Origin of the sequence: Chthoniobacter flavus Ellin428 (assembly GCF_000173075.1) — a bacterium.
GTDB lineage: Bacteria > Verrucomicrobiota > Verrucomicrobiia > Chthoniobacterales > Chthoniobacteraceae > Chthoniobacter > Chthoniobacter flavus.
The window spans coordinates 552,203-572,614 of record NZ_ABVL01000001.1 but is presented as its reverse complement, the minus strand read 5'-3'; the positions used below and the strand labels follow the sequence as shown (position 1 = coordinate 572,614).

At 60.9% G+C, this 20,412-nt stretch carries 24 protein-coding genes and 1 pseudogene; all 25 read right to left on the bottom strand.

Annotated elements, in window-relative coordinates:
• Window positions 1-76 precede the first annotated feature (76 nt).
• A complete protein-coding gene (gene rplO / locus CFE428DRAFT_RS02395; RefSeq protein ID WP_006977831.1) occupies window positions 77-520 on the bottom strand; it encodes a 50S ribosomal protein L15 in 444 nt (147 codons plus the stop codon).
• Between the two features lie 10 nt (window positions 521-530).
• On the bottom strand, window positions 531-1,076 hold the full coding sequence (rpsE, locus tag CFE428DRAFT_RS02390; RefSeq protein WP_006977830.1) for a 30S ribosomal protein S5: 546 nt from the start codon (window positions 1,074-1,076) through the stop codon (window positions 531-533).
• A gap of 8 nt (window positions 1,077-1,084) precedes the next feature.
• Window positions 1,085-1,441 carry a 50S ribosomal protein L18 gene (gene rplR / locus CFE428DRAFT_RS02385; RefSeq protein WP_006977829.1) on the bottom strand — a complete coding sequence of 119 codons (357 nt, stop codon included), beginning with the start codon at window positions 1,439-1,441 and terminating at the stop codon, window positions 1,085-1,087.
• Between the two features lie 3 nt (window positions 1,442-1,444).
• Window positions 1,445-1,984: a 50S ribosomal protein L6 gene (gene rplF / locus CFE428DRAFT_RS02380; RefSeq protein ID WP_006977828.1), complete on the bottom strand. Its 540-nt coding sequence runs from the start codon at window positions 1,982-1,984 to the stop codon at window positions 1,445-1,447.
• 14 nt (window positions 1,985-1,998) lie between these two features.
• Entirely contained in the window at window positions 1,999-2,397 is a 399-nt protein-coding gene (gene rpsH / locus CFE428DRAFT_RS02375; RefSeq protein ID WP_006977827.1) for a 30S ribosomal protein S8, read from the bottom strand.
• A 3-nt stretch (window positions 2,398-2,400) separates the two neighbouring features.
• Window positions 2,401-2,994: a 50S ribosomal protein L5 gene (rplE, locus tag CFE428DRAFT_RS02370; protein WP_006977826.1), complete on the bottom strand. Its 594-nt coding sequence runs from the start codon at window positions 2,992-2,994 to the stop codon at window positions 2,401-2,403.
• Between the two features lie 3 nt (window positions 2,995-2,997).
• Window positions 2,998-3,291, bottom strand: a complete 294-nt coding sequence (gene rplX / locus CFE428DRAFT_RS02365) for a 50S ribosomal protein L24 (protein ID WP_006977825.1) — start codon at window positions 3,289-3,291, stop codon at window positions 2,998-3,000.
• Window positions 3,292-3,294: 3 nt separating this feature from the next.
• On the bottom strand, window positions 3,295-3,663 hold the full coding sequence (rplN, locus tag CFE428DRAFT_RS02360; protein ID WP_006977824.1) for a 50S ribosomal protein L14: 369 nt from the start codon (window positions 3,661-3,663) through the stop codon (window positions 3,295-3,297).
• Between the two features lie 22 nt (window positions 3,664-3,685).
• Window positions 3,686-3,970, bottom strand: coding sequence for a 30S ribosomal protein S17 (rpsQ, locus tag CFE428DRAFT_RS02355; RefSeq protein ID WP_006977823.1), 285 nt, complete (start codon window positions 3,968-3,970; stop codon window positions 3,686-3,688).
• 3 nt (window positions 3,971-3,973) lie between these two features.
• Window positions 3,974-4,186, bottom strand: coding sequence for a 50S ribosomal protein L29 (rpmC, locus tag CFE428DRAFT_RS02350; RefSeq protein WP_006977822.1), 213 nt, complete (start codon window positions 4,184-4,186; stop codon window positions 3,974-3,976).
• Between the two features lie 3 nt (window positions 4,187-4,189).
• Complete coding sequence (rplP, locus tag CFE428DRAFT_RS02345) at window positions 4,190-4,609, bottom strand: 50S ribosomal protein L16 (protein ID WP_006977821.1); 420 nt, start codon at window positions 4,607-4,609, stop codon at window positions 4,190-4,192.
• A 33-nt stretch (window positions 4,610-4,642) separates the two neighbouring features.
• The gene (rpsC, locus tag CFE428DRAFT_RS02340; protein ID WP_006977820.1) at window positions 4,643-5,398 is read right to left on the bottom strand and encodes a 30S ribosomal protein S3; all 756 of its coding nucleotides are present in this window, start codon (window positions 5,396-5,398) and stop codon (window positions 4,643-4,645) included.
• A 2-nt stretch (window positions 5,399-5,400) separates the two neighbouring features.
• A complete protein-coding gene (rplV, locus tag CFE428DRAFT_RS02335) occupies window positions 5,401-5,886 on the bottom strand; it encodes a 50S ribosomal protein L22 (RefSeq protein WP_006977819.1) in 486 nt (161 codons plus the stop codon).
• Between the two features lie 42 nt (window positions 5,887-5,928).
• Window positions 5,929-6,753 carry a rod shape-determining protein MreC gene (locus tag CFE428DRAFT_RS02330; RefSeq protein WP_042724221.1) on the bottom strand — a complete coding sequence of 275 codons (825 nt, stop codon included), beginning with the start codon at window positions 6,751-6,753 and terminating at the stop codon, window positions 5,929-5,931.
• Window positions 6,754-6,781: 28 nt separating this feature from the next.
• Window positions 6,782-7,063, bottom strand: a pseudogene (gene rpsS, locus CFE428DRAFT_RS02325) (30S ribosomal protein S19).
• Window positions 7,064-7,086: 23 nt separating this feature from the next.
• Window positions 7,087-7,953, bottom strand: a complete 867-nt coding sequence (gene rplB / locus CFE428DRAFT_RS02320; RefSeq protein ID WP_006977816.1) for a 50S ribosomal protein L2 — start codon at window positions 7,951-7,953, stop codon at window positions 7,087-7,089.
• A gap of 13 nt (window positions 7,954-7,966) precedes the next feature.
• Window positions 7,967-8,251, bottom strand: coding sequence for a 50S ribosomal protein L23 (gene rplW / locus CFE428DRAFT_RS02315; protein WP_006977815.1), 285 nt, complete (start codon window positions 8,249-8,251; stop codon window positions 7,967-7,969).
• 1 nt (window position 8,252) lies between these two features.
• Window positions 8,253-8,864, bottom strand: coding sequence for a 50S ribosomal protein L4 (gene rplD / locus CFE428DRAFT_RS02310; protein ID WP_006977814.1), 612 nt, complete (start codon window positions 8,862-8,864; stop codon window positions 8,253-8,255).
• Between the two features lie 6 nt (window positions 8,865-8,870).
• Entirely contained in the window at window positions 8,871-9,518 is a 648-nt protein-coding gene (rplC, locus tag CFE428DRAFT_RS02305) for a 50S ribosomal protein L3 (protein WP_006977813.1), read from the bottom strand.
• Between the two features lie 20 nt (window positions 9,519-9,538).
• Window positions 9,539-9,847, bottom strand: coding sequence for a 30S ribosomal protein S10 (gene rpsJ / locus CFE428DRAFT_RS02300; RefSeq protein WP_006977812.1), 309 nt, complete (start codon window positions 9,845-9,847; stop codon window positions 9,539-9,541).
• Window positions 9,848-9,900: 53 nt separating this feature from the next.
• On the bottom strand, window positions 9,901-12,069 hold the full coding sequence (gene fusA, locus CFE428DRAFT_RS02295) for an elongation factor G (protein WP_006977811.1): 2,169 nt from the start codon (window positions 12,067-12,069) through the stop codon (window positions 9,901-9,903).
• Between the two features lie 39 nt (window positions 12,070-12,108).
• Entirely contained in the window at window positions 12,109-12,582 is a 474-nt protein-coding gene (gene rpsG, locus CFE428DRAFT_RS02290; RefSeq protein ID WP_006977810.1) for a 30S ribosomal protein S7, read from the bottom strand.
• Window positions 12,583-12,617: 35 nt separating this feature from the next.
• On the bottom strand, window positions 12,618-13,031 hold the full coding sequence (gene rpsL / locus CFE428DRAFT_RS02285; RefSeq protein ID WP_006977809.1) for a 30S ribosomal protein S12: 414 nt from the start codon (window positions 13,029-13,031) through the stop codon (window positions 12,618-12,620).
• Window positions 13,032-13,819: 788 nt separating this feature from the next.
• Window positions 13,820-19,240, bottom strand: a complete 5,421-nt coding sequence (locus CFE428DRAFT_RS02280) for a LamG-like jellyroll fold domain-containing protein (RefSeq protein ID WP_006977808.1) — start codon at window positions 19,238-19,240, stop codon at window positions 13,820-13,822.
• A gap of 93 nt (window positions 19,241-19,333) precedes the next feature.
• Window positions 19,334-20,308 carry an AraC family transcriptional regulator gene (locus CFE428DRAFT_RS02275; protein WP_006977807.1) on the bottom strand — a complete coding sequence of 325 codons (975 nt, stop codon included), beginning with the start codon at window positions 20,306-20,308 and terminating at the stop codon, window positions 19,334-19,336.
• Window positions 20,309-20,412 lie beyond the last annotated feature (104 nt).

Here is a 20,412-nt window from a genome sequence, read left to right as displayed (position 1 = left end):
GCAGCCGGATGTGATGAGGTACGCCAGAGGACGCCGCAAAGCGGCGTCCCTACCAGAAAGCATCCGGCAATGGCCATTACTTGAGAGTGAGAGAGCCGCCGGCTTTCTCGATCGCCGCCTTGGCGGATTCACTCGCCTTGTTGGCGACAATCGTCAGCTTCTTCTTCAGCTCGCCGCTGCCGAGAATCTTCACCGCGTCGTAGGGACGACGGATGACACCGGCGGAGAGGAGAGCCTGCTCGTCCACAGTCGCGCCGCTGTCGAACGCGTTGAGCGCGTCGAGATTCACGACCGCAAAGCGGGTCTTGAAATTAGCATTGTTGAAACCGCGCTTGGGCATGCGGCGGATGAGGGGCATCTGGCCGCCTTCGAAACCGAGGCGGATGCTGCCACCCGAACGGGCCTTCTGGCCTTTGTGGCCTTTGCCCGAGGTCTTGCCGTGGCCGCTGCTTTCGCCGCAACCGAGGCGCTTCACCCGATGCTTGGAGCCGGGACGGGGCTTGAGAGTGTGCAAATTCATAAATCAGTGATTAAGCCTGGGCCTTCTTCACCGTCAGGCCGCGGGTTTCAAAAATCTGTTCGCGCAGGCGGAGCTGCTGGAGGGCGCCGATGGTCGCCTTGACCACGTTGGCGTGATTGCTCGAGCCGAGCGACTTCGCGAGCACGTCGCGAATGCCGGCCGCTTCCACGACCGCACGCACACCGCCACCTGCGATAACGCCGGTGCCGGGGGAGGCCGGACGGAGCAGCACGCGGCCGCCACCGTGTTCACCAATGACATCATGCGGAATGGTGTTTTCGCGGATCGCGACCTTGACCATGGCCTTCTTGGCGGAATCGGAAGCCTTGCGAATCGCTTCGCTGACTTCGTTCGCCTTGCCAAAACCAACGCCGACCTTGCCGAGCTTATCGCCGGTCACGATCAGAGCGCTGAAGCTGAAACGGCGGCCACCTTTCACGACTTTGGCGCAACGGTTGATGAAAACGACTTTCTCCGTCAGCCCGCTATCGTCTTTCGGTTTTTCCTGCCGATCGCGGCGACCGCGATTACCCCGATCTTGTCTTTGTTCAGCCATAATCTTAATTAGAATTCCAAGCCGCTTTCACGAGCGGCATCGGCGAGTGCTTTGACCTTGCCATGGTAGATGAAGCCGCCGCGGTCGAAGACGACTTTGCTGACGTTCTTGGCCTTGGCGCGCTCGGCGACAATCTTGCCAATCTTGATGGCGGTTTCGACGTTGGCGCGCGCCTTGTCGCTGAGTTCCTTCTCGGTCGTGTTGGCGGAGGCGAGAGTCTTGCCGGCCTCGTCGTCGATGACCTGGGCATAGATATTCTTGCCCGAGAAGTGCACCGCGAGACGCGGGCGCTGCGGGGTGCCCGCGACTTTCTTGCGCAGGCGCTGGTGGCGCAGCTTGAGAGGATTGATTTTCGGAGTAGCCATGGCTTATTGGACGGTTTTGCCTTCCTTGCGCTGGATCTGCTCGCCAGCGTAGCGGACACCCTTGCCCTTGTACGGCTCGGGCGGGTAGTAGGCGCGGATGTCGGCGGCCACCTGGCCAACCAACTGGCGGTCGATGCCTTCGACCTTGATCTTGGTATTTTCCGCAACGGTGATCTTGATCCCCTGCGGAATCGGGAAATGCACGTCGTGGGAGAAGCCGAGGTTCAGGTCGAGAATCGCGCCCTTGACCGCGGCCTTGAAACCGACGCCCTGGATCTCGAGATCCTTGGTGAAGCCGGTGGCAACGCCAGTGACGATGTTGTTGACCAACGCGCGGGACAGGCCGTGCAACGCGCGGACCTTGCGGTCTTCGCTGGAGCGCTCGATGTGGACGGTATTGCCGTCAACGCGCCCCTTGATTTGCTTGGGCAGGGTCCACGAAAGCTTGCCTTTCGGCCCTTCGGCGTTCACGGCGCCGTCGCCGGAAATGGTGACCTTCACCTTCGCGGGGAGGTCGATGACTTTTTTACCGATACGGGACATAACAGAGAGTTCAGTTACCAAACGATGGCGAGGAGCTCGCCGCCGATATTTTGCTTCTTGGCTTCACGACCGCTGACGATGCCCTGCGGCGTGGAAAGGATGGAGATACCCATGCCGCCGAGAACGCGCGGAATTTCGGTCGCACCGACATACTTGCGCAGACCGGGCTTGCTCACGCGCTTGAGGCCGGTGATGGCCGACTGGCGGTTGTGGTTCTTGGTGGCCACCTTGATTTGCGGGAACTTGCCCGTGGTGTCCACTTCGTAATTCGCGATATAACCTTCCTGCTTCAGGATGCGGGCGATCTCGGCCTTGATCTTCGAGTAGGGCGCGACGACCTCCGCCTTGTGCGCGGTTCCGGCATTGCGCAGGCGCGTCAGGAAATCAGCGATGGGATCAGTAAGTTGGCTCATGTCTTAGGATTGGGCTGGGGCTTCCTCAGCCTTCTTTTGCGGCGGCCGTTTGGCCTTGTCGGTGAAAGGCATGCCCAGTTCGCTGAGCAGGCTCTTCGCTTCCGCGTTGGTGGTGGCAGTGGTGACGATCGTCACGTCGAAGCCGATGTTGCGCTTGATCTTGTCGAGCTCGACTTCCGGGAAGATGGACTGGTCGCTCACCCCGAGGGTGTAGTTGCCGTTGCCATCGAACGCGCGGGGCGAAACGCCACGGAAATCGCGAATGCGGGGCAGCGCCATCTTGATGAGACGCTCGAGGAATTCATACATGCGGGGACCGCGGAGGGTCACCTTCGCGCCGATCGCCTGGTACTGGCGGAGCTTGAAGTTCGCGATGCTCTTCTTGGAGCGGGTCTCGGCCGGCTTCTGGCCGGTGATGAGCGTGAGTTCGGCCTTCACGTCTTCGAGCGCCTGCTTGACGTCGTTGTTCGCGTTGACGCAGCTATTGACGACGACCTTCTCGATCTTCGGGATCTGGTTGACGTTCTTGTAGCCGTGCTTTTCGCGCAGGGACGGGATCACGCGATCCTTATAAAACTGGTAGAGTTCGACAGCCATGGTTTAGGAGGCTTTCTTCTTGGATTTCGATTTCGTCTTGGTGGCCTTGCTGGTCGCTTCGGCTTCCTCAACCTTCTTGACGTTGGAAATGTGGATCGGGCCTTCGCGCTGGATGATCGCACCCTGCGGGTTGTCCTGGGACTTCTTGGTGTGCTTCTTGATCATGCGCACGCCTTCGATCAAGACCTGTTCCTTGGTGGGAAACACCTGCAACACTTTGCCAGTGGAACCCTTGTGGTTGCCGGTGATGACCTGGACGTTGTCGCCCTTCTTGACGTGGAAACGATTACGGGACATGGCTTACAGCACCTCCGGGGCAAGCGAGACGATCTTCATGAAGTTCTTCTCGCGGAGTTCACGGGCGACGGGGCCGAAGATACGGGTCCCGCGCGGGTTGAGATCCTTGTCGATGATGACAATGGCGTTGTTGTCGAAGCGCAGGTAGCTGCCGTCTTCGCGCCGAATCGGGTGCCTGGTGCGGACGACCACGGCCCGAACAACTTCGCCTTTTTTCACGGTGCCGCCGGCGGAGGCTTCGCGGATGTGGGCGGTGATCACGTCGCCGACATGGGCCTCGGGCGTGTTCTTCTTGCCGATGACGCCAATCATCTTCGCCATGCGGGCGCCGGTGTTGTCAGCGACATCTAGTCTGGAACGAATCTGGAGCATAAAAAGGAACGCGGATTATACGTCAGTGCTTGAGAACTTCAACCAAACGCCAGCGTTTCAGCTTGGAAAGCGGGCGGGTCTCGGCGATGCGCACGGTGTCACCCACCTGTGCCTTGCCTTCTTCGTCGTGAGCGTAGAAACGCTTCACCTGCTTGACGATCTTGCCAAATTTGGCGTGCGGCACGCGGGTGGTGGTCTCGACGATGGCGGTCTTGGCCATCTTGGTGGAAACGACCTGGCCGACGCGCTCCTTGCGGAGGCCGCGGGACGGCGTGGATTCAGGGGTGGCGGTAGCGGTCTCGCTCATGGCTTACTTGGCTGCGGCCGGAGCGGCCTTGGATTTCTTTTGGGTGAGCACCGTTTCAATACGGGCGATTTCACGACGGATGGCGCGGAGTTGGCTCGGCTTTTCGAGCTGACCGCTCTGCTGCTGAATGCGCAGATGGAAGCTCTCCTCGCGCAGTTCGTGCTTGCGGGCCGCCAGTTCCTGCAGGCTCAGTTCAAGAATTTCTTTCAATTTCATAGACTAGGCAGCGTGGTGACGGGTGAGGAACTTGGTGCGGATGGGCAGCTTGTCGGCCGCCAGGCGCAGGGACTCGCGGGCCACCGATTCCGGCACGCCGTCGAGTTCGAAGAGGATGTTGCCCGGGCGAACCGTGGCCACCCAGTATTCGGGAGCGCCTTTGCCTTTACCCATTCGGGTTTCCGGCGGGCGGGCGGTCACGGACTTGTCAGGGAAGATGCGGATCCAGAGCTTGCCTTTACGCTTCATGTTGCGGGTAAGCGCGACACGGGCGGCTTCAATCTGGGTGTTGGTGATCCAGGCGCGGTCCAGAGTCTGGAGAGCAAACGCTCCGAAATCGATATTGATATTGCGTGAAGCCTTGCCCGCGCGGCTGCCGCGCTGGGTCTTGCGATACTTCACTCGTTTGGGCATCAAAGGCATAACCTAAAATCTCCTGCTAAAAATGCGGTGGGGTTACTGAGCGGCGGGTTGTTCGGCGGCGGCGGCAGGTGGCTGCTCTTCGCGGTTGCCACGGTCGCGATCGCGGTCGCGATCGCCACGACGCTCACGCTTTTCTTCCTTGTCGGCCGGTTGCGGCTCGTTGGCGCCTTCCGGCTTGCACAGCCAGCACTTGACGCCGATTTTGCCGTAAACCGTGTTCGCTTCAGCGAAGCCGTAATCAATCGGCTGACGAAGGGTATGGAGCGGGATCTTGCCTTCGCGGTACCATTCAGCGCGGCTGATTTCTGCACCGCCGAGACGGCCGGCGCAGCGGAGCTTGATGCCTTGGGCACCAAATTCCATCGTCTGCTGGATGGACTTCTTCATCGCGCGGCGGAAGCTGATACGACGTTCGATCTGCAGAGCGACGTTTTCGGCGACTAGCTGGGCGTCGAGTTCCGGAGTCTTGATCTCCTGGATGTCAATCTTGACCGACTTGCCGTTCGAGAGGCGCTCGATTTCCTTGGTCATGTTCTCGATCTCGGTGCCCTTGCGGCCGATGACGATGCCAGGGCGAGCCGTGAAAATGGTCACGCGGATGCTGTTCCACGCACGCTCGATGACGATCTTGGAGACCGCGGCCAGGCGAAGCTTGTCCTTCACATAGCGACGAATCTTGAGATCCGAGTTCAGGAAATCCGGCAATTCCTTGGGAGAAGCGTACCAGCGCGAACGCCAGTCGCGGTTCACTGCCAGACGGTAGCCGATAGGATTAACTTTCTGACCCATAATTATTCTTGAGTAGTGGTCTGTTCGGGAGCGGGAGCGGCCTCAGCGGCGGGCGCCGGGGTTTCAACCGGAGCAGCGGCTTTCTTCTTCGCCGCAGGCTTGGAGGCCTTGCTCTTGTTCGCCGCCTTCTTGGGCTGACGCTTCGGGGTGATTTCGATCTCGTCCGTAAGGATGATACGGATGTGGGAAGTGCGCTTACGGATAGGGCCGGCGCTACCGCGGGCCTTGGGCTGGAAACGCTTGAAGGTCGGGCCTTCGCCAACCGTGGCTTCCTTCACGACGAGGCGCTCGGCGCGGAGGTTGTTGTTGTTCTCGGCGTTGGCCACGGCGCTCTTGAGCGTCTTGGAAATGAGCACCGCTGCCTTGCGCGGAGTGAACGCAAGGATGTCGAGCGCCGCCGCCACGGGCAGGCCCTGGATCTCGCGCGTGACTTCCCGGGCCTTGAAGGCCGAGATGCGTGCGCCTCGATGGATGGATTTGATCTGCATGCTAAGTGCTCGTCTAAGTTAGGTTAGGTAAAAATTGGCTGGTTAACGATGGGCTTCCACTTTTAAGCGGTCCCCCACTTTAATTCGATCTTTATCGGTCGTCAGATCTTGAATAACGGCGCCGGCGATTTTCTCCCGGGCATCTACTACCCGGACACTGCCGACGATGTGATCGCCGCGGATGACCTGGAAGGGCATCCCGACTTTCACGCCCTGCTTGGTCCCGATGTTCATCACGACCAGCGCGAGATCGTCTCGCACGCTGATCGCCATCCCATCGGAAATCGTCGCCTCGACCGGCAGGGCTTCCACCGCATTGGGTGTGGCACCACCGAGCGCGGCATCCGCTTTGCGAAAGGCTGACTCGAGAGTGGCAATCGCGTCGGCGTTCGTCGTCGGCGCCAGCTTTTGGTAAAGCCGGGCCGCTTCGGAGAGCTGCACGAGGACTTCGGAGAGGTTTTTCTTCTCCTCAGCCATCACGCGCAGATCACGCACCGCGTAGAGCAATCGCTCTTCGAGTTTGGAATTGCTGCCTCCGGCATCGAGCCCGAGGGCTTCGATCTTCAGCTCCAATTCCATTGTCTTTCGCTTGAAGATTTCGCTTTCGCCGATGGACCGAGCGAGGTTTTGCCTCATCTCAGCCAGCGTTTTCGAATTCTCCGCGAGGGCGTCACCCAATTGTTTGTTATCCTTTTGAGCTTTCTCAAGGTTCGCTTGAGACTTCTCCAGGAGAACTTTCAACTGGCTGTTTTCAATATCTACTTCTGACAAAGAACCTTTGGCCTGCCCCTGCGCCCTTTCGAGCGACAAGAGACCGAGCCCGGCGACCAGTGCCGCGCATTTCAGCCCCAGGGTCGAGAATTTCATTCTTCTCAACATGGGACTTTCATCCGCGCTACTTGGCTACCTTGGCGGTGTGGGAACCGTGCTTCTTGAAGATTCGCGTGGGCGAAAATTCACCAAGCTTGTGCCCCACCATGTTTTCCGTCACGAAGACGGAGTTAAAAATTTTGCCGTTGTGCACCAGGAACGTGTGGCCCACGAATTCCGGCGTGATCATCGAGCGGCGCGACCAGGTCTTGATCGGCTTCTTTGCGCCCGAATCATTCATCTTGTCGATTTTTTCGAAGAGGTTGTCCGTTCAACAAACCGGACCTTTTTTCAGAGAGCGACCCATAATTAGTAATCAGTATTTAGTGCTTAGTAATCAGTGGTTACTTGGCTTTTCTTCTTCGACTTGCGACGTTCGATAATGAAGCTGTTGCTCGGCTTGTGCTTGCGGCGGGTCTTGAAACCCTTCGCCAGCTGGCCCCAGGGCGACATCGGGTGATGGCGACCGCCACCGCCCTTGGACTTGCCCTGACCGCCACCCATCGGGTGATCGACCGGGTTCATCACCATACCGCGAACGGTCGGGCGAACACCCCGCCAGCGGCTGCGACCAGCCTTGCCGGAGGAAACGTTCATGTGCTCGGTATTACCGACCTGGCCGATCGTGGCGTAGCACTTGATGTGAATCTTGCGGATTTCGCCGGAGGGCAGCTTGACCAGCGCGTAGTCACCTTCGCGGTTGTTCAGCATGACCAACTGGCCGGCGCTGCGGGCGATCTGGCCGCCTCGGCCCGCGACGAGCTCGACGTTATGGATCGCGGTGCCGAGCGGGATGGCGCTGAGCGGAAGGGCATTGCCGATCTTGGGCTCGACGGCTTCACCGGCGCTGACCTTGTCACCGACGTTCAGGCCGACGGGAGCGAGGATGTAAGCCTTCTCACCGTCCGGATACTGAAGGAGGGCGATGCGGCAGGTGCGGTTCGGATCGTATTCGATCGCCTTCACCTCGGCCTCGACGTTGCGCTTCTTGCGCTTGAAGTCGATGATCCGGTACTTCTGCTTGTGGCCACCACCGATGTGTCGGCAGGTGATGCGGCCGTTGTTATTGCGGCCACCGGAGCGGCGCTTGATAACAACCAGCGATTTCTCGGGCTTGGTCTTGGTGATCTCATCGAACGCCGGCAACGCCTTGAAGCGGTTGGTCGGGGTGAGAGGGCGGAAAGTCTTGAGGGCCATGGCTGGTTACGGGTTAGGCGAGTTCGATCTTGTCACCGGCCTTGAGGGTCACGATGGCTTTTTTCCAGTCGGACTTGTGGCCGAAGGCGGCGGTCCGTTCGCGCTTCTTCTTGCCGGCGTAGTTACAGGTATTCACCGCAACGACGGTCTTCTTGAAGAGGCGTTCGATGGCCTGCTTGATCTGGGTCTTGTTCGCGTGCGGCTTCACACGGAAGACGTACTTGTTTTCTTTCTCCGCGAGGAGCGTCGCCTTTTCCGTCAGGCGAACCGTATCGATAATGTCGTAGGGCTCGTTCATGTTACTTGGCGAGGCGGTCGGCTATTTGAGCGAGACCGTCGTTGGTGATGACGATCTTGCGGAAGTTGAGGAGTTGCTCGGTGTTCACTTCAGAGGCGGTGATGAGCTGCGCCGGCTGGACGTTGCGGGCCGAGAGGTAGGTATTCTTGTCGAAGGCGGCGGAAACGACCAGCGTCTTCGGCTCTTCGGTGATCAGGGCGATGGCCGCGGCGAATTGCTTCGTCTTCGGCTCCTTGATCGCGAACTCGTCGACGATGAAAACGTCGCCGGACTTGATCCGCTCGCTCAGCGCCTTGCGCAAGGCGAGCTTCTTCACGCTCTTGGCCACCTTCTTGGAATAGTCACGCGGATGCGGGCCGAACACGACGCCGCCACCCACCCAAACGGGGCTGGACTTGTAACCGGCGCGGGCGCGGCCCGTGCCTTTCTGGCGCCAGGGCTTGGCGCCCGAGCCATTGACGGTCGCCTTGGTCTTGACCGAGGCGGTGCCGCTGCGGCGATTGGCGCGCAGGGCGGTCACAGTGTCATGGATGACCTGGCTATACTTGCCGTTTTCCACGACTTCGATCTTCGCCGCCTTGGCGGCTTCTACGGTGAGAACTTTCGCTGCCATAAATCGTTACTTTGCAGCCTCCTGTTTGGCTTTTTTGGCGGGACGGATCACGATGTAGGTGCCATTCGCACCGGGCACCGCGCCGCTGATCAGGATCACGCCTTCTTCAGGACGGACCTGCACCACCTTGAGGTTTTGCACGGTCACGCGCTCGTCACCCATGTGACCAGGCATGCCCATGTTCTTCCAAATGCGGCCCGGGGTCGAACGGTTGCCGATGGCGCCGTTCCGGCGGTGCATCATGGAACCGTGGGAAGCCCCCTGCCCCGCCATGTTGTGCTTGCGGATGACGCCCTGGAAGCCTTTGCCCTTTGAGCGACCGATCACGTCCACTACGTCGCCGACGGCGAACTGGGAGACGCTGAGGTCGAGCGCGCCGTCCAGCTTGACGTCGTCCGGGAGGCGGAATTCCTTCACGAGCTTCTTCGGCTCGGAACCAGCCTTCTTGAAATGACCGAGCAGCGGCTGCGTCACACGCTGTTCTTTTTGCACGTCGAAACCAACCTGCACGCCGACGTAGCCGTCGTTTTCCTGCGTCTTGGTTTGCAGAACGGTATTGCCGCCGGCTTCGATGACGGTCACGGGCGTAGCTTTGCCCTTGTCGTCATACACTCGGGTCATCCCGATCTTTTTGCCTAGGAGTCCAATCTTCATGTCTTAGTCGGGCGAAAGGGTCAGATCTTGATGGTGATATCCACGCCAGCCGGGAGGTTGAGCTTCTTGAGCTCGTCCACCGTCTTGGCGGTCGGCTCGATGATGTCGAGCAGGCGCTTGTGGGTGCGGACTTCGAACTGGTCCATGGACTTTTTGTCCACGTGCGGGGACCGGTTCACGGTGAATTTTTCGATACGGGTCGGGAGCGGAATAGGGCCCGCGACCTTGGCGCCGGTGCGCTTGGCGGTCTCGACAATTTCCGCCGACGATTGGTCGAGCATGCGGAAGTCGAAAGCCTTGAGTCGGATGCGAATGCGTTGTCCGGTCATAGCGTAAAGTGGTTAGTAGGTTAAGTTGAGATTGTTAGGGGTTTAGGCCGGCCTTACTTGCTCTTCTGGTCGAGCACGGCGGTCTTGACGTTCTCCGGCACCTGCTCGAAGTGCGAGGGCTCCATCGAGTAGCTGGAGCGGCCCTTCGAGAGCGAGCGGATCGCCGTGGCGTAACCGAACATTTCCGCGAGCGGAACGTCGGCGTTGACGATCGAGAGACCGACCTTGTTTTCGATGCCCTTGATGACACCGCGGCGGCGATTGAGGTCGCCCATGATGTCGCCCTGGAATTCTTCCGGGGTGCTGTTCTCGACCTTCATGATCGGTTCCAGGAGGATCGAATTGCCGTTCTTGAAGGCATCCTTCACCGCGAAGATGGCGGCCATCTTGAAGGCCATTTCGTTCGAGTCGACTTCGTGATAGCTGCCGAAGACGATGTCGATTTCGACGTCGATCACCGGGTAACCACCGAGCACGCCATTGAGAACGGCTTCTTCGATGCCCTTCTTGACCGCCGGGATGTAGTCTTTCGGAATGGTGCCGCCGACGATCTTGTTTTCAACGATGTGGCCCTTGCCCTTCTCGGCGGGACGGACGTCGACTTCGACGTGACCGTATTGACCACGGCCACCGGACTGCTTGACGAGGCGACCGACGCCGTGCGCGGCTTTGGTGATCGTTTCGCGGTAGGCGATCTGCGGCTTGCCGGAGTTCGCTTCCACCTTGAACTCGCGGAGCATACGATCGCGAATGATTTCGAGGTGAAGCTCGCCCATGCCGGCGATGATCGTCTGGCCGGTCTCTTCGTTGGTGAAGACGCGGAAGGTCGGATCTTCTTCGGAGAGGCGCTGGAGAGCGACGCCCATCTTTTCCTGGTCGACCTTGGTCTTCGGCTCGATGGACATCGAGATAACCGGGTCAGGGAACGACGGCGGCTCGAGGAGCACGGGATGATCTTCGTCGCAAAGCGTATCACCGGTGGTGATGTTCTTGATACCGACGATGGCGGCGATGTCACCGGAATACACCGTGTCGATGTCTTCGCGCTTGTCGGCGGAAATCTGGATGAGGCGGCTGATGCGCTCGCGCTTGTTGGTGCGCGGGTTGTAAACGTTGTCGCCCTTCGAAAGGGTGCCGGAATACACGCGGAAGAAGACCAGCTTGCCGACGAACGGGTCCGCCCAGAGCTTGAACGCCAGCGAGCAAAAGGTGCCGTTGTCGTCCGTGATCACGTCCATCGCGGAACTGTCGTCCGGGTTCATCCCCTTGGCCGGAGGAATGTCGAGCGGGCTCGGGAGATAATCGACGACCGCATCGACGAGATACTGCACACCTTTGTTCTTGAAAGCGGAACCACCGACGACCGGGACGAACTTGTTCGCGATGGTCTGGCGACGGATGCCTGCCTTGAGGATTTCCTTGGTCACCGGCTTTTCCTCGAGGATCAGTTCGCCGATTTCGTCGTCGATGTTGGAGATCTGCTCGACGAGGTCCAGGTAAGCGGCATCGACCAGATCCTTGGCTTCCGCCGGGATCTCTTCGATCTTGTAGTTCGAACCCATCTCCTTGTCGTCGAGATAGATGATCGCCTTCTTGTTGACGACATCGTACTGGCCCTTCAACTGATCTTCCGACCCAATGGGGATGAGGATCGGCCAGGCATTCGCACGGAGCTTCGTGCGCATGTCGTTGATGGCGTTGTTAAAGTTTGCACCCGTGCGGTCCATCTTATTGACGAACGCGATGCGCGGCACGCCATACTTGGTGGCCTGGCGCCAAACGGTCTCAGACTGAGGCTGCACACCGGCCACACCGCAGAACACGGCGATCGCACCGTCCAGCACGCGCAGGGAGCGCTCCACTTCGGCCGTGAAGTCCACGTGGCCGGGAGTGTCGATGATATTAACGCGCTGCTTGATGCCGGAAAAAATCTTGTAGACACCCTCTTCGTTGCGCTGCTGCCAGTAGCAAGTCGTCGCCGCCGAGGTGATGGTGATGCCACGCTCGCGCTCCTGTTCCATCCAGTCCGTCACGGTCGTGCCTTCGTGCACCTCACCGATCTTGTGGATCATGCCGGTGTAGAAGAGAATACGCTCGGTGAGCGTGGTCTTGCCCGCATCGATGTGCGCAGCAATGCCGATGTTGCGTGTCCGCTCGAGCGGGTACGGGCGGTTCGGCGAGTTCAGGGAAGCAGTAGCTGGAGCAGCAGCGGCGGTCGACATAAGCTTTGTCAGTTAAGTGGCGTCGTTACTGGGGTGAAATTAAAAGCGGAAGTGAGCAAACGCGCGGTTGGCCTGAGCCATCTTGTGCGTGTCGTCGCGCTTCTTGATCGCATTGCCCTGGCCGTTTGCCGCTTCCTTGAGCTCCGAGGCGAGCGCCTTCACGAGCGGCACGTTCTTACGGCCTTGTGCATACGAGACGATCCAGCGCATCGCGAGAGCGAGCTGGCGGGCCGGCGGGACTTCCATCGGCACCTGGTAGGTGGCGCCACCCACGCGGCGGCTCTTCACCTCGAGGCGGGGCTTCACGTTGTCGATCGCCTTGTGCAGGATCTCCAACGGGTCGACCGCGTCTGTCCCCGTGCGGGTTTCTTCGATCGCGGTATAAACGATACGTTCGGCCAGCGACTTCTTGCCGCTGTGCATGACCGTGCTGATCAAACGGGCCACCACCGGGCTGTGGTAACGGCCATCCAGCTTCTCTTCCTTGTGAATAACGCGACGACGACGGGACATGGTCTAAAAGTGGTTAAGTGAGAGTGGAAAGTGGATTACTTCTTCTTGCCCTTGCCGGCAGCGGCGGCTTCGGCGCCAGCCTTCGGACGCTTCGCACCGTATTTGGAACGGCTGCGACGGCGGCCATCAACGCCAAGGGCGTCGAGCGTGCCGCGGACGATATGATAACGAACACCCGGAAGATCCTTCACACGACCACCGCGAACGAGAACGATCGAGTGCTCCTGGAGGTTGTGACCTTCGCCGGGGATGTAAGCGATCACTTCCTGCCCGTTCGTGAGGCGCACCTTGGCAACTTTACGAAGCGCGGAGTTCGGCTTCTTCGGGGTGCGAGTCATGACCTGCACGCACACGCCACGGCGTTGCGGGCAATTGGTCAGCGCCGGCGACTTGGATTTCACCGTCACTTTGGAGCGACCTTTACGGACGAGCTGGTTGATCGTTGGCATTGTGGAAAATTGTTTTTGGGTCTGCAGCTTTCGGCGACTGGCGCCACACTTGGCGGCCCTTCAGCCACCTTCGTTCACGGCTTTCACCGCGAGGTCTCCGCATCCGCTTTCGGCAGAACGTAGAGACTAGAAAACCCGCCGGGGCGGGCATTTTTGCAGCGTCCGCCGGGAGCGGGGAGCGCGGACACTAGGAGTTTTCACTTGCGGCGCAAGCTATTTTCTTCGCATTCGCGTTTTTTCTGCGAATCCACAACCTCCGCCTCGCGGCTTCGGCTGCGATTTCTGCGCGCCTCTCAGCGCACTCGGAGCAACATCTCCCGACGTTGTCTGGGTCGATCTTCGATCCTCTTCGCCAATCCCTCGCGGTATTGTCGGTTCGATCGTCTGATCTTTTGGCGACGCCTTTCAGCACCGCGCTCTTCCCCTCACCGGCTCCGTTTTGGCTTCACCCGACGTCGCGAAGCCACCGGCCTGAGACCGGAGCCGCGAGAGCGTTGAGTAGAGACTCAAGAGAGCGCGAAAGGGGACGAGATGTGTAAGGGCAGGCGCGAATTCATGCAAGAGACTTTTTGAGAATTTTTCAGGGAAACCGACGGCGCCCTCACAACGCCCCCACCCCGGCACCATGGCGCCCGGGGGAATTCCGACGAGATATTCGCCGAGATGCAGGGAAACATCAGGACCGTGGGAGCGGATCGATTCCAATGTGGAAATCGCTACCCAACCGGCGTGGGATTGGGGTGTGACAAGAGGCTGGCACAGCCGCCTCTCCGCCGGCGGCTATATCTTCACTCCAGCTCGAGAAGGAACTCGATCAGCTCATTCTGCTCGGTTGCCGTCAGTTCGCGGAAGCGGTCGTGGCCCTTGCCGGTGGGCGCGTTGGTGGTGTTGAAGACGGAAGGTAGGTCCGCGGCCTGGCCGCGATGCAGGTACGGCCCCGTCTGCCAGACCCCACGCAGCGTTGGCGTGTCGAAGCCGGTGAGCGTTTGTCCGAGGCGTTTCCCGGAGGCCGTGCTGATCGTCCCCACATCGTGGAGCAGGTTCACTGCGCTGTCGGTGAAGTTCGTGCCGCTGTGGCAGGTCGCACAACCTTTGTCCTGGAAGTGTTGGGCGCCGTTGATCGCCGCCGCGGTATTGCTGCCATCGGCGTTCCGATACGGGCTCTTCGGATAGGCGTTCAGCGACGAGACGTAGGCAGCGAGCGCGTCGAGGTCGGCGCTGCGCCCCGCGTTCGAGGCGCCGAGCGATGGGTTCGGCGTGCCGTTGGTGATGAATCCGGACCCGCCGAAGGCATTGCGAATATCGATTTCGAAATCCTGGATCTCGTCGAAGTTACCCGTCCAGTGGACCGGCCCATTGCCGGTGCCGGAGCGGCCGAGCAGCGTGATCGTCTGGCGGAAGCCTTCCCCGCGATCAGTGAAGTCCCAGGTCCGGCCGTCGCTCCCGCCATCGAGATGGCACGTGGCGCAGCTGATGTAGCCCTCCGCCGACATGCGCGGATCGTCCGCGTTGTAGAAGATCTTTTTCCCGGCGAGCACGGTGGCGGTGAGCTTTTCCGTGGCGATGAGCGTCGTCTGCCCGAGGTCGATCATCGCCGAACTGGTCGCATTCACCAGTCCCGTGATGTCGAGCGTGGTCACCGTGCGCGAGAGGAAATTGTGCACGTAGAGGCGCGTCCCATCGGGCTTGATGGTGAGCCCGGACGGTGCGCTGGCGACGACGATGCCCGCAACCTGGTTGCCCGTGGTGGTATCGAAGACGAGCACCTCGTTGTTCGTGATGTAAGTCACGAAGGCCAGGTCGCCGACCGGTGAGAAGCACACTGCCGAAGGCATGCCCTGGTTGTCGATGTCCTTGCGCGCCAGCGTGACCTCCGAGCCGCCGGCGAGATCGATCTGTCGCAGGATGCTGCGCACGGTGTTGTCCTCCGTGAGCGGCAGACCGCTGTGGCCCGGGCCGGTGCCACGGTTGATGTTATCCTTCTTCGCCGGAATCCACAGCCGCTTGCCGTCGGGCGAAATGCCCGCGTCGAGCAGATAGTTCGGCAATCCGCTCCCGCCGCTCGCCGAGTCGGGCGTCGTCTCGATGCCGAGCGCGAATGGATTCGCCGGGCGCGTCGTCGTGATGGGGGCGAGCGCCATCGTCGACGGGTCCACTTCCCACACTTGTCCCTGCGTGTCCGGCGAGAGGAATCGCGTCACGAACACCCGTGTCGAATCCGCCGATATGGCCACCGCGCGGGCCTCCGCCGCGAGATCCAGCGAACCGGTCACCGCGCGAGTGGCCGGGTCGATCTTGAACAATCCTGCCGCGCCTTCGCAGGCGACGAACGCGGCGCTGCCATTCGGGGCAAAGGCGATTCCCATCGGCTGATAGGCGCGGCCGAGGAGGATCGTCTGCAAAACCGCGCCGGTGCTCGCGTTCAAGACGTAGACGTTGCCGCTTTCCCGGCAGGACACCCACACTTCCGCGCCGCCCGGCCGCACCGCCACGGAGTTCGGCTTCGTCCCCACGGCGATCTCGAAATCGCGCAACCGGGAGCTCCCATCCATGCGCGTCACGGTGTCGATGTCGGGATTGACGATCCACACTTTGTTCAGCGTGCTGTCATAGGCGACCTGGCCGGATTTCGTCGGCGGATTCGCGGTCAGGGGCCGGTAGACGATCTGGACGAAAGTCTTCTGCGAAATGGTGTAACCGTCATCGACGAAGGCCGTCACCACATAACGGCCCGGCGCCGCGTAAGTATGGCTGGCGCTGGTGCTGCCGCTCCACGCGCTGTGAGAGCCGTCGCCGAAATCGAACGAGTAACTGAGCGGCTCGCCGACATTGGCATCCGTCGCGGTCGCGGTGAAGGTTACCGCCGAATTCGTGGTTTGCTTGGGATTCGTGGAAGCGACCGTGGTGACAACCGGGGCCGCGTTCGGCGAGCCGGCGCCGAGCGCATTGATCTGCGCGGCAGTCGCAATCGCCCCGTAGACGCGGACTTCGTCGATCCGTCCGACCATCACATTCCCGCCCGCCATGGAACCGATTTCCATTCCTGCGTTCGTGTTGAAATCCGTGCGGACCGTCTGCCCTGCCGTGGCATCCTGGCGATTGTAATAGATGCGTGCCGTGCCGGCGGTGCGGTTGATCGTCACGGCGACATGGTTCCACTGGTCGAACTGGAAAGTGCCGACCGCCGTGTAAGCGGCCGCGCCGAGCGTGCCGTTGCCCGTTTCGAGCTGGATGCGCCCGAGGCTCGTCTGGCCGGCGGCATAAACGAAGAGCCGGAAGCCCGCCGTGTTGTAACCCCACGTGCCGTTCGCCAGGATCGTCTGCAGCCCGGTCGACGTGGAAGGAATCTTCACCCACGCCGAAAGGGTTGTCGTATTGCCGATGTCAAACGCGGCGGAATTTGCCCGCTGGCCTGAGCCGTTGAGCAGCAGCGAATGCGTGCCGATGGCGTGGTCTGTGCTAAACGACGGCGCGTTGATGAGGTTGAGCGTCCGGCCGAAGCCGCCCTGGTCCGCCGTGCTGTTGTCCATGGGCCAGACAGCCAGCGGCGTGCGGATGGAGAGCTCGCGAACGTCGTCGAGCGTCAACGCACGGCCGTAGATGCGGACATCGTCCAGGGCGCCGAGCAGTGGACTGCCGCCGTCGGTCATGCGTCCGAGCAGGAGTTGCTGATTCGTCGGAAAATCATTTCGCACCGAGGCATCCGCAGTCATGTCCACGCCGTTCACGTAGATGGCCGCTGTGCCGGTCGAGCGATCCACGGTGACTGCCACGTGGTTCCATTGATCGAACGTGAACACGCCGGTGTTGGTGAAGGCGTCGCCACCGGCGCTACCATTGCCCGTTTCGATTCGCAGCCGTCCGGCTTGCGTGTTGGTCGATCCGTAGAGGAACAACTTCACGCCCGCGGTGTTGCTGCCCGTCGCGCTCGTCGCGAAAATCGTCTGCAGATTTCCCGAGCCGGATGGCGCCTGCACCCAACCCGACCAGGTGAAGCTTTGCCCGAGATCCATCGTTCCCGCATCCGCGTAGTTCGCCGCGGCCGGGATGCTCAGTGCGCCCGCGCCTTCCATGGCGGTGGCCGTGTAGGTCGCCCCGCCTTGCAAAATCACCGGATGACTTCCGCCCGAATCATCCGCCGTGGAGTTGTTGAAACGCCACCAGGCGATCGGCCCGTCGCGTTGCGTCCGCAGCGCCTGGATTTCGCTCGGGTAAAGCACGCGATTGAAAACATTCAGCTCGTCGAGCTGTCCCTTCATCCGATTCGAGCCGTTCGTCATCTGACCGATCTGGATCAGTTGATTCGTCGGGAAATCCGTCCGCACCGTCGTGTCGCTCGCGCGATCCACGCCGTTATAGTAGATATGCGCCGCCCCGGTGTTGCGGTCGATCGTCAGCGCGACATGGTTCCACTGGTCGTATTGGAAAACGCCGTTCGCCGTGACCGCCGCGTCGCCCAAGGTGCCATTGCCGCTTTCCACGCGGATCTGTCCCGCCGAGGCATTCGTCGACCCATAGATGAACAGCTTGAATCCGAGCGATTGGTAATTCGATGGGCTGTTTCCGAAAACGGTATGCAGGGAGCCTTCGCCGGATGGAATCTTCACCCAACTCGCGACGGTGAACGTGTTGCCGAGATCGTAAGTGCCGACATTCACATAGTCGTCCACGCCATCGAAGGTGAGCGCGCCATTGATCACGCCGGGCCCCCACGGGGTGGCAGGAAAGTTCGTCAGTGTGCCATTGCGGGAGCTGATGTCGTCGACCGCGATCGTGCCCGAGGTTTCGTCGAAGTGGTACCGTGAGACGAGCCCCAGCGTGGTGTCATCCACGTGATCGCCCGTCGAGAAGCGCATGCGGAACTCCTGGCGCAAACCATTGCCGACGACGTCGCGGACGCCGCCCACGGGGAGAATGACTTCGTAGATCGTGTTCGCCAGCAGGGGCACATCCGGCGCGAAATTGATGACGCCCATCTGCGTGGAATAGGTCCCGGTCAGGGCGGTGGTGCTCCCCAGCGGGCGCACGATGAACGTGCTCGTCGTCATCGAAGTGACGTCGATCTGATCGCTCATGATGAGCCCCACGCGCGAGGTGAGCGCCTGGCGCGTCGCTCCGTCCGACGGACTGGCGAACGTCACCGCCGGCCCCTGCGTGTCCGGATTCTGCGCGATGGGAATGATCCCGCACAAATTCCGACCGACCTGTCCGCCGGTGATGAGCATGTTGCCGAGCGGATAGTTGAAATCGCCCGGCGACGGCAGCGTGTAGGTATTGAGCGTCGCGAGGGTGTTCGCGTCGAAGACGATGAGCTTTGCCGCACCGGGAATCGTGTAGCCGATCCCCTCCTTCACCGAGATGTAGCGGGCATCCGCTCCACCGGAACTCACACTGCCGACGAAGGTGATGTTCTGCGGATCGGAGAAATCGTAAACGCCCACCACCCCATGCTCGCCGGTGTAGAGCCGGCTGCCGTGGACGAACGAGGTGTAGACGGGATTCGCCGTGATGAGCGAACTCAGCACGCGCGGATTTTCCGGATCGCTGATATCGAACACCGCGACCCCATTCGTCTGCGAGGCGGAGCAGATGAGAAGATTACCCACGGCGTGGGTTGCGCCGATGTAGAAGCCAACGAGCTGGGAGAGATCGATCTGCTTGAGTCGCGTCCTGGCCGTCGTCGTGAGGTCCATTTTCGCGATGTCCATGGTCGGCGGCCCCGCCCCATAGCCATTCGTCATCTCATATTCGTAAGGCGGCTGCACCGTCCGCCAGACGCCGGTCGCGATGCCCGCGCCATAGGTGCTCAGCTCTGTCTTCGTGGTGAAATCCCAGATACGCGAAAGTCCCTGGTGGCCCGTTGCGAGATTGTTGCCCCACCACGTGCAGACGTGCGGCTTGTTGCCGCTGGCCAGTTGGATGCGGGTGTCCAGGACCGGCGTGCGCGGATTCGACATGTCCCACCATGTGATGACCGGTAGGCTTCCCGGCTGGCTGTCCTGACCCGCGCCGATGTACATGCGTCCGTGCTGGAGGTCGGCCATGGTGGCCTGCAGGCCCACGACGTTGTGATCAAACTGGTAGATCACCGTGCCCACTTCCGCGGCCGTGAATGTCGCTTGATTGATCTGCGCGCGGAGCGTTGCTGCGGTGCAGAGAAGTGCCAGGACAAGGCCGCGGCACAGTACGGCTGGGAGCTTGGGGAGCATAGGGAGGGGGGCTTGCTTGAACCGCTTATCGCAAACCGCTTCGCGGGGGCGCTTGTATATTTCGCCGGGATTTTCGGAAAATTCGCCCCGGCACTAAACTACCTTGCTCCGCCGCAGCTTCCGGTACTCCAGCGGTGCGCATTGATGCCGCGCCTTGAAACAGCGGTTCAAATAGCTCTGGTCCGCGAAGCCATTCGCAGCGGCCACGTCGGCGATCGAGCAATCCGTCTCGCGCAACATTTGCGCGGCCCGCGTCAATCGCAATTCGCGCAAGTAGTCGACGAAAGTAGCGCCGGTGGTCTGCTTGAAGAATTCGCGAAAGCGGCTCGCGCTCATTCCCGCGATGGCGGCGGCTTGAGGCTGCTTAATGGCCCGGGCGTGGTTCGCGGCGATCCAGGCAAAGACCTTTTGCAGCCGTGATTGGCGCTGCCGGCGCTGGCGCAGGTCGTCTTGGAAATCCTGGCGCTGGCCGAAGTGTTCGCGCAATCCGGCGAGGATCGTGAGGAGGTGCAGCTTGCAACTGACGAAACGATCCGCCGTCGGCGCGTTGGCAAACCAGGTTTCGGCGAGGCCGAGCACGGCGCGATGCACGCGTTCGGCGCCGGCGGCGTCGTGGCGCATGACGGGCAGCGTGTCGTCGGGGCGCGCACAGAGCGGCGCGAGGAAAGCTTCGTCCGGACTCGCCCGGCCCGAGGAAGCCACCGCTTCCACGGGAAAGAAAATGACCAGCGAGTGATGTGGTCCGCTGAGCTGCGACACGCCATGCAGCTTGAGATTGTCGACGACGAGCAGGTCGCCCGGCGCAAAGGCCGACGTCTGGTCGCCGACTTGAAACCGGCCGGTGCCGCAGACCGGCACGATGAGCTCGAAGTATTCATGCCAGTGCATCCACTCGTCGCCCACCATGCGCCGGTATTTCGGGAAGCTGTAGAACTTGAGCAGCATCGGCAGTTCCGGGTCGAACTGTCGCGCCAGGCGCCGGCGAGCATCGACCTGCGGCGCGATCTCGAATGGCTGGCAACGTTGTTGGGCAAGAAATTCGAAGAGCGGCGCGGAGACGGACGACATCGGGAGGGGAACGACTCTGGACCATCTTGCATGCCAGGCAGCCGCATTGGCAAATCCGCAGGAGGTAATCGTCGCAACTGGTAAAGACCTGATCTTAACCCACC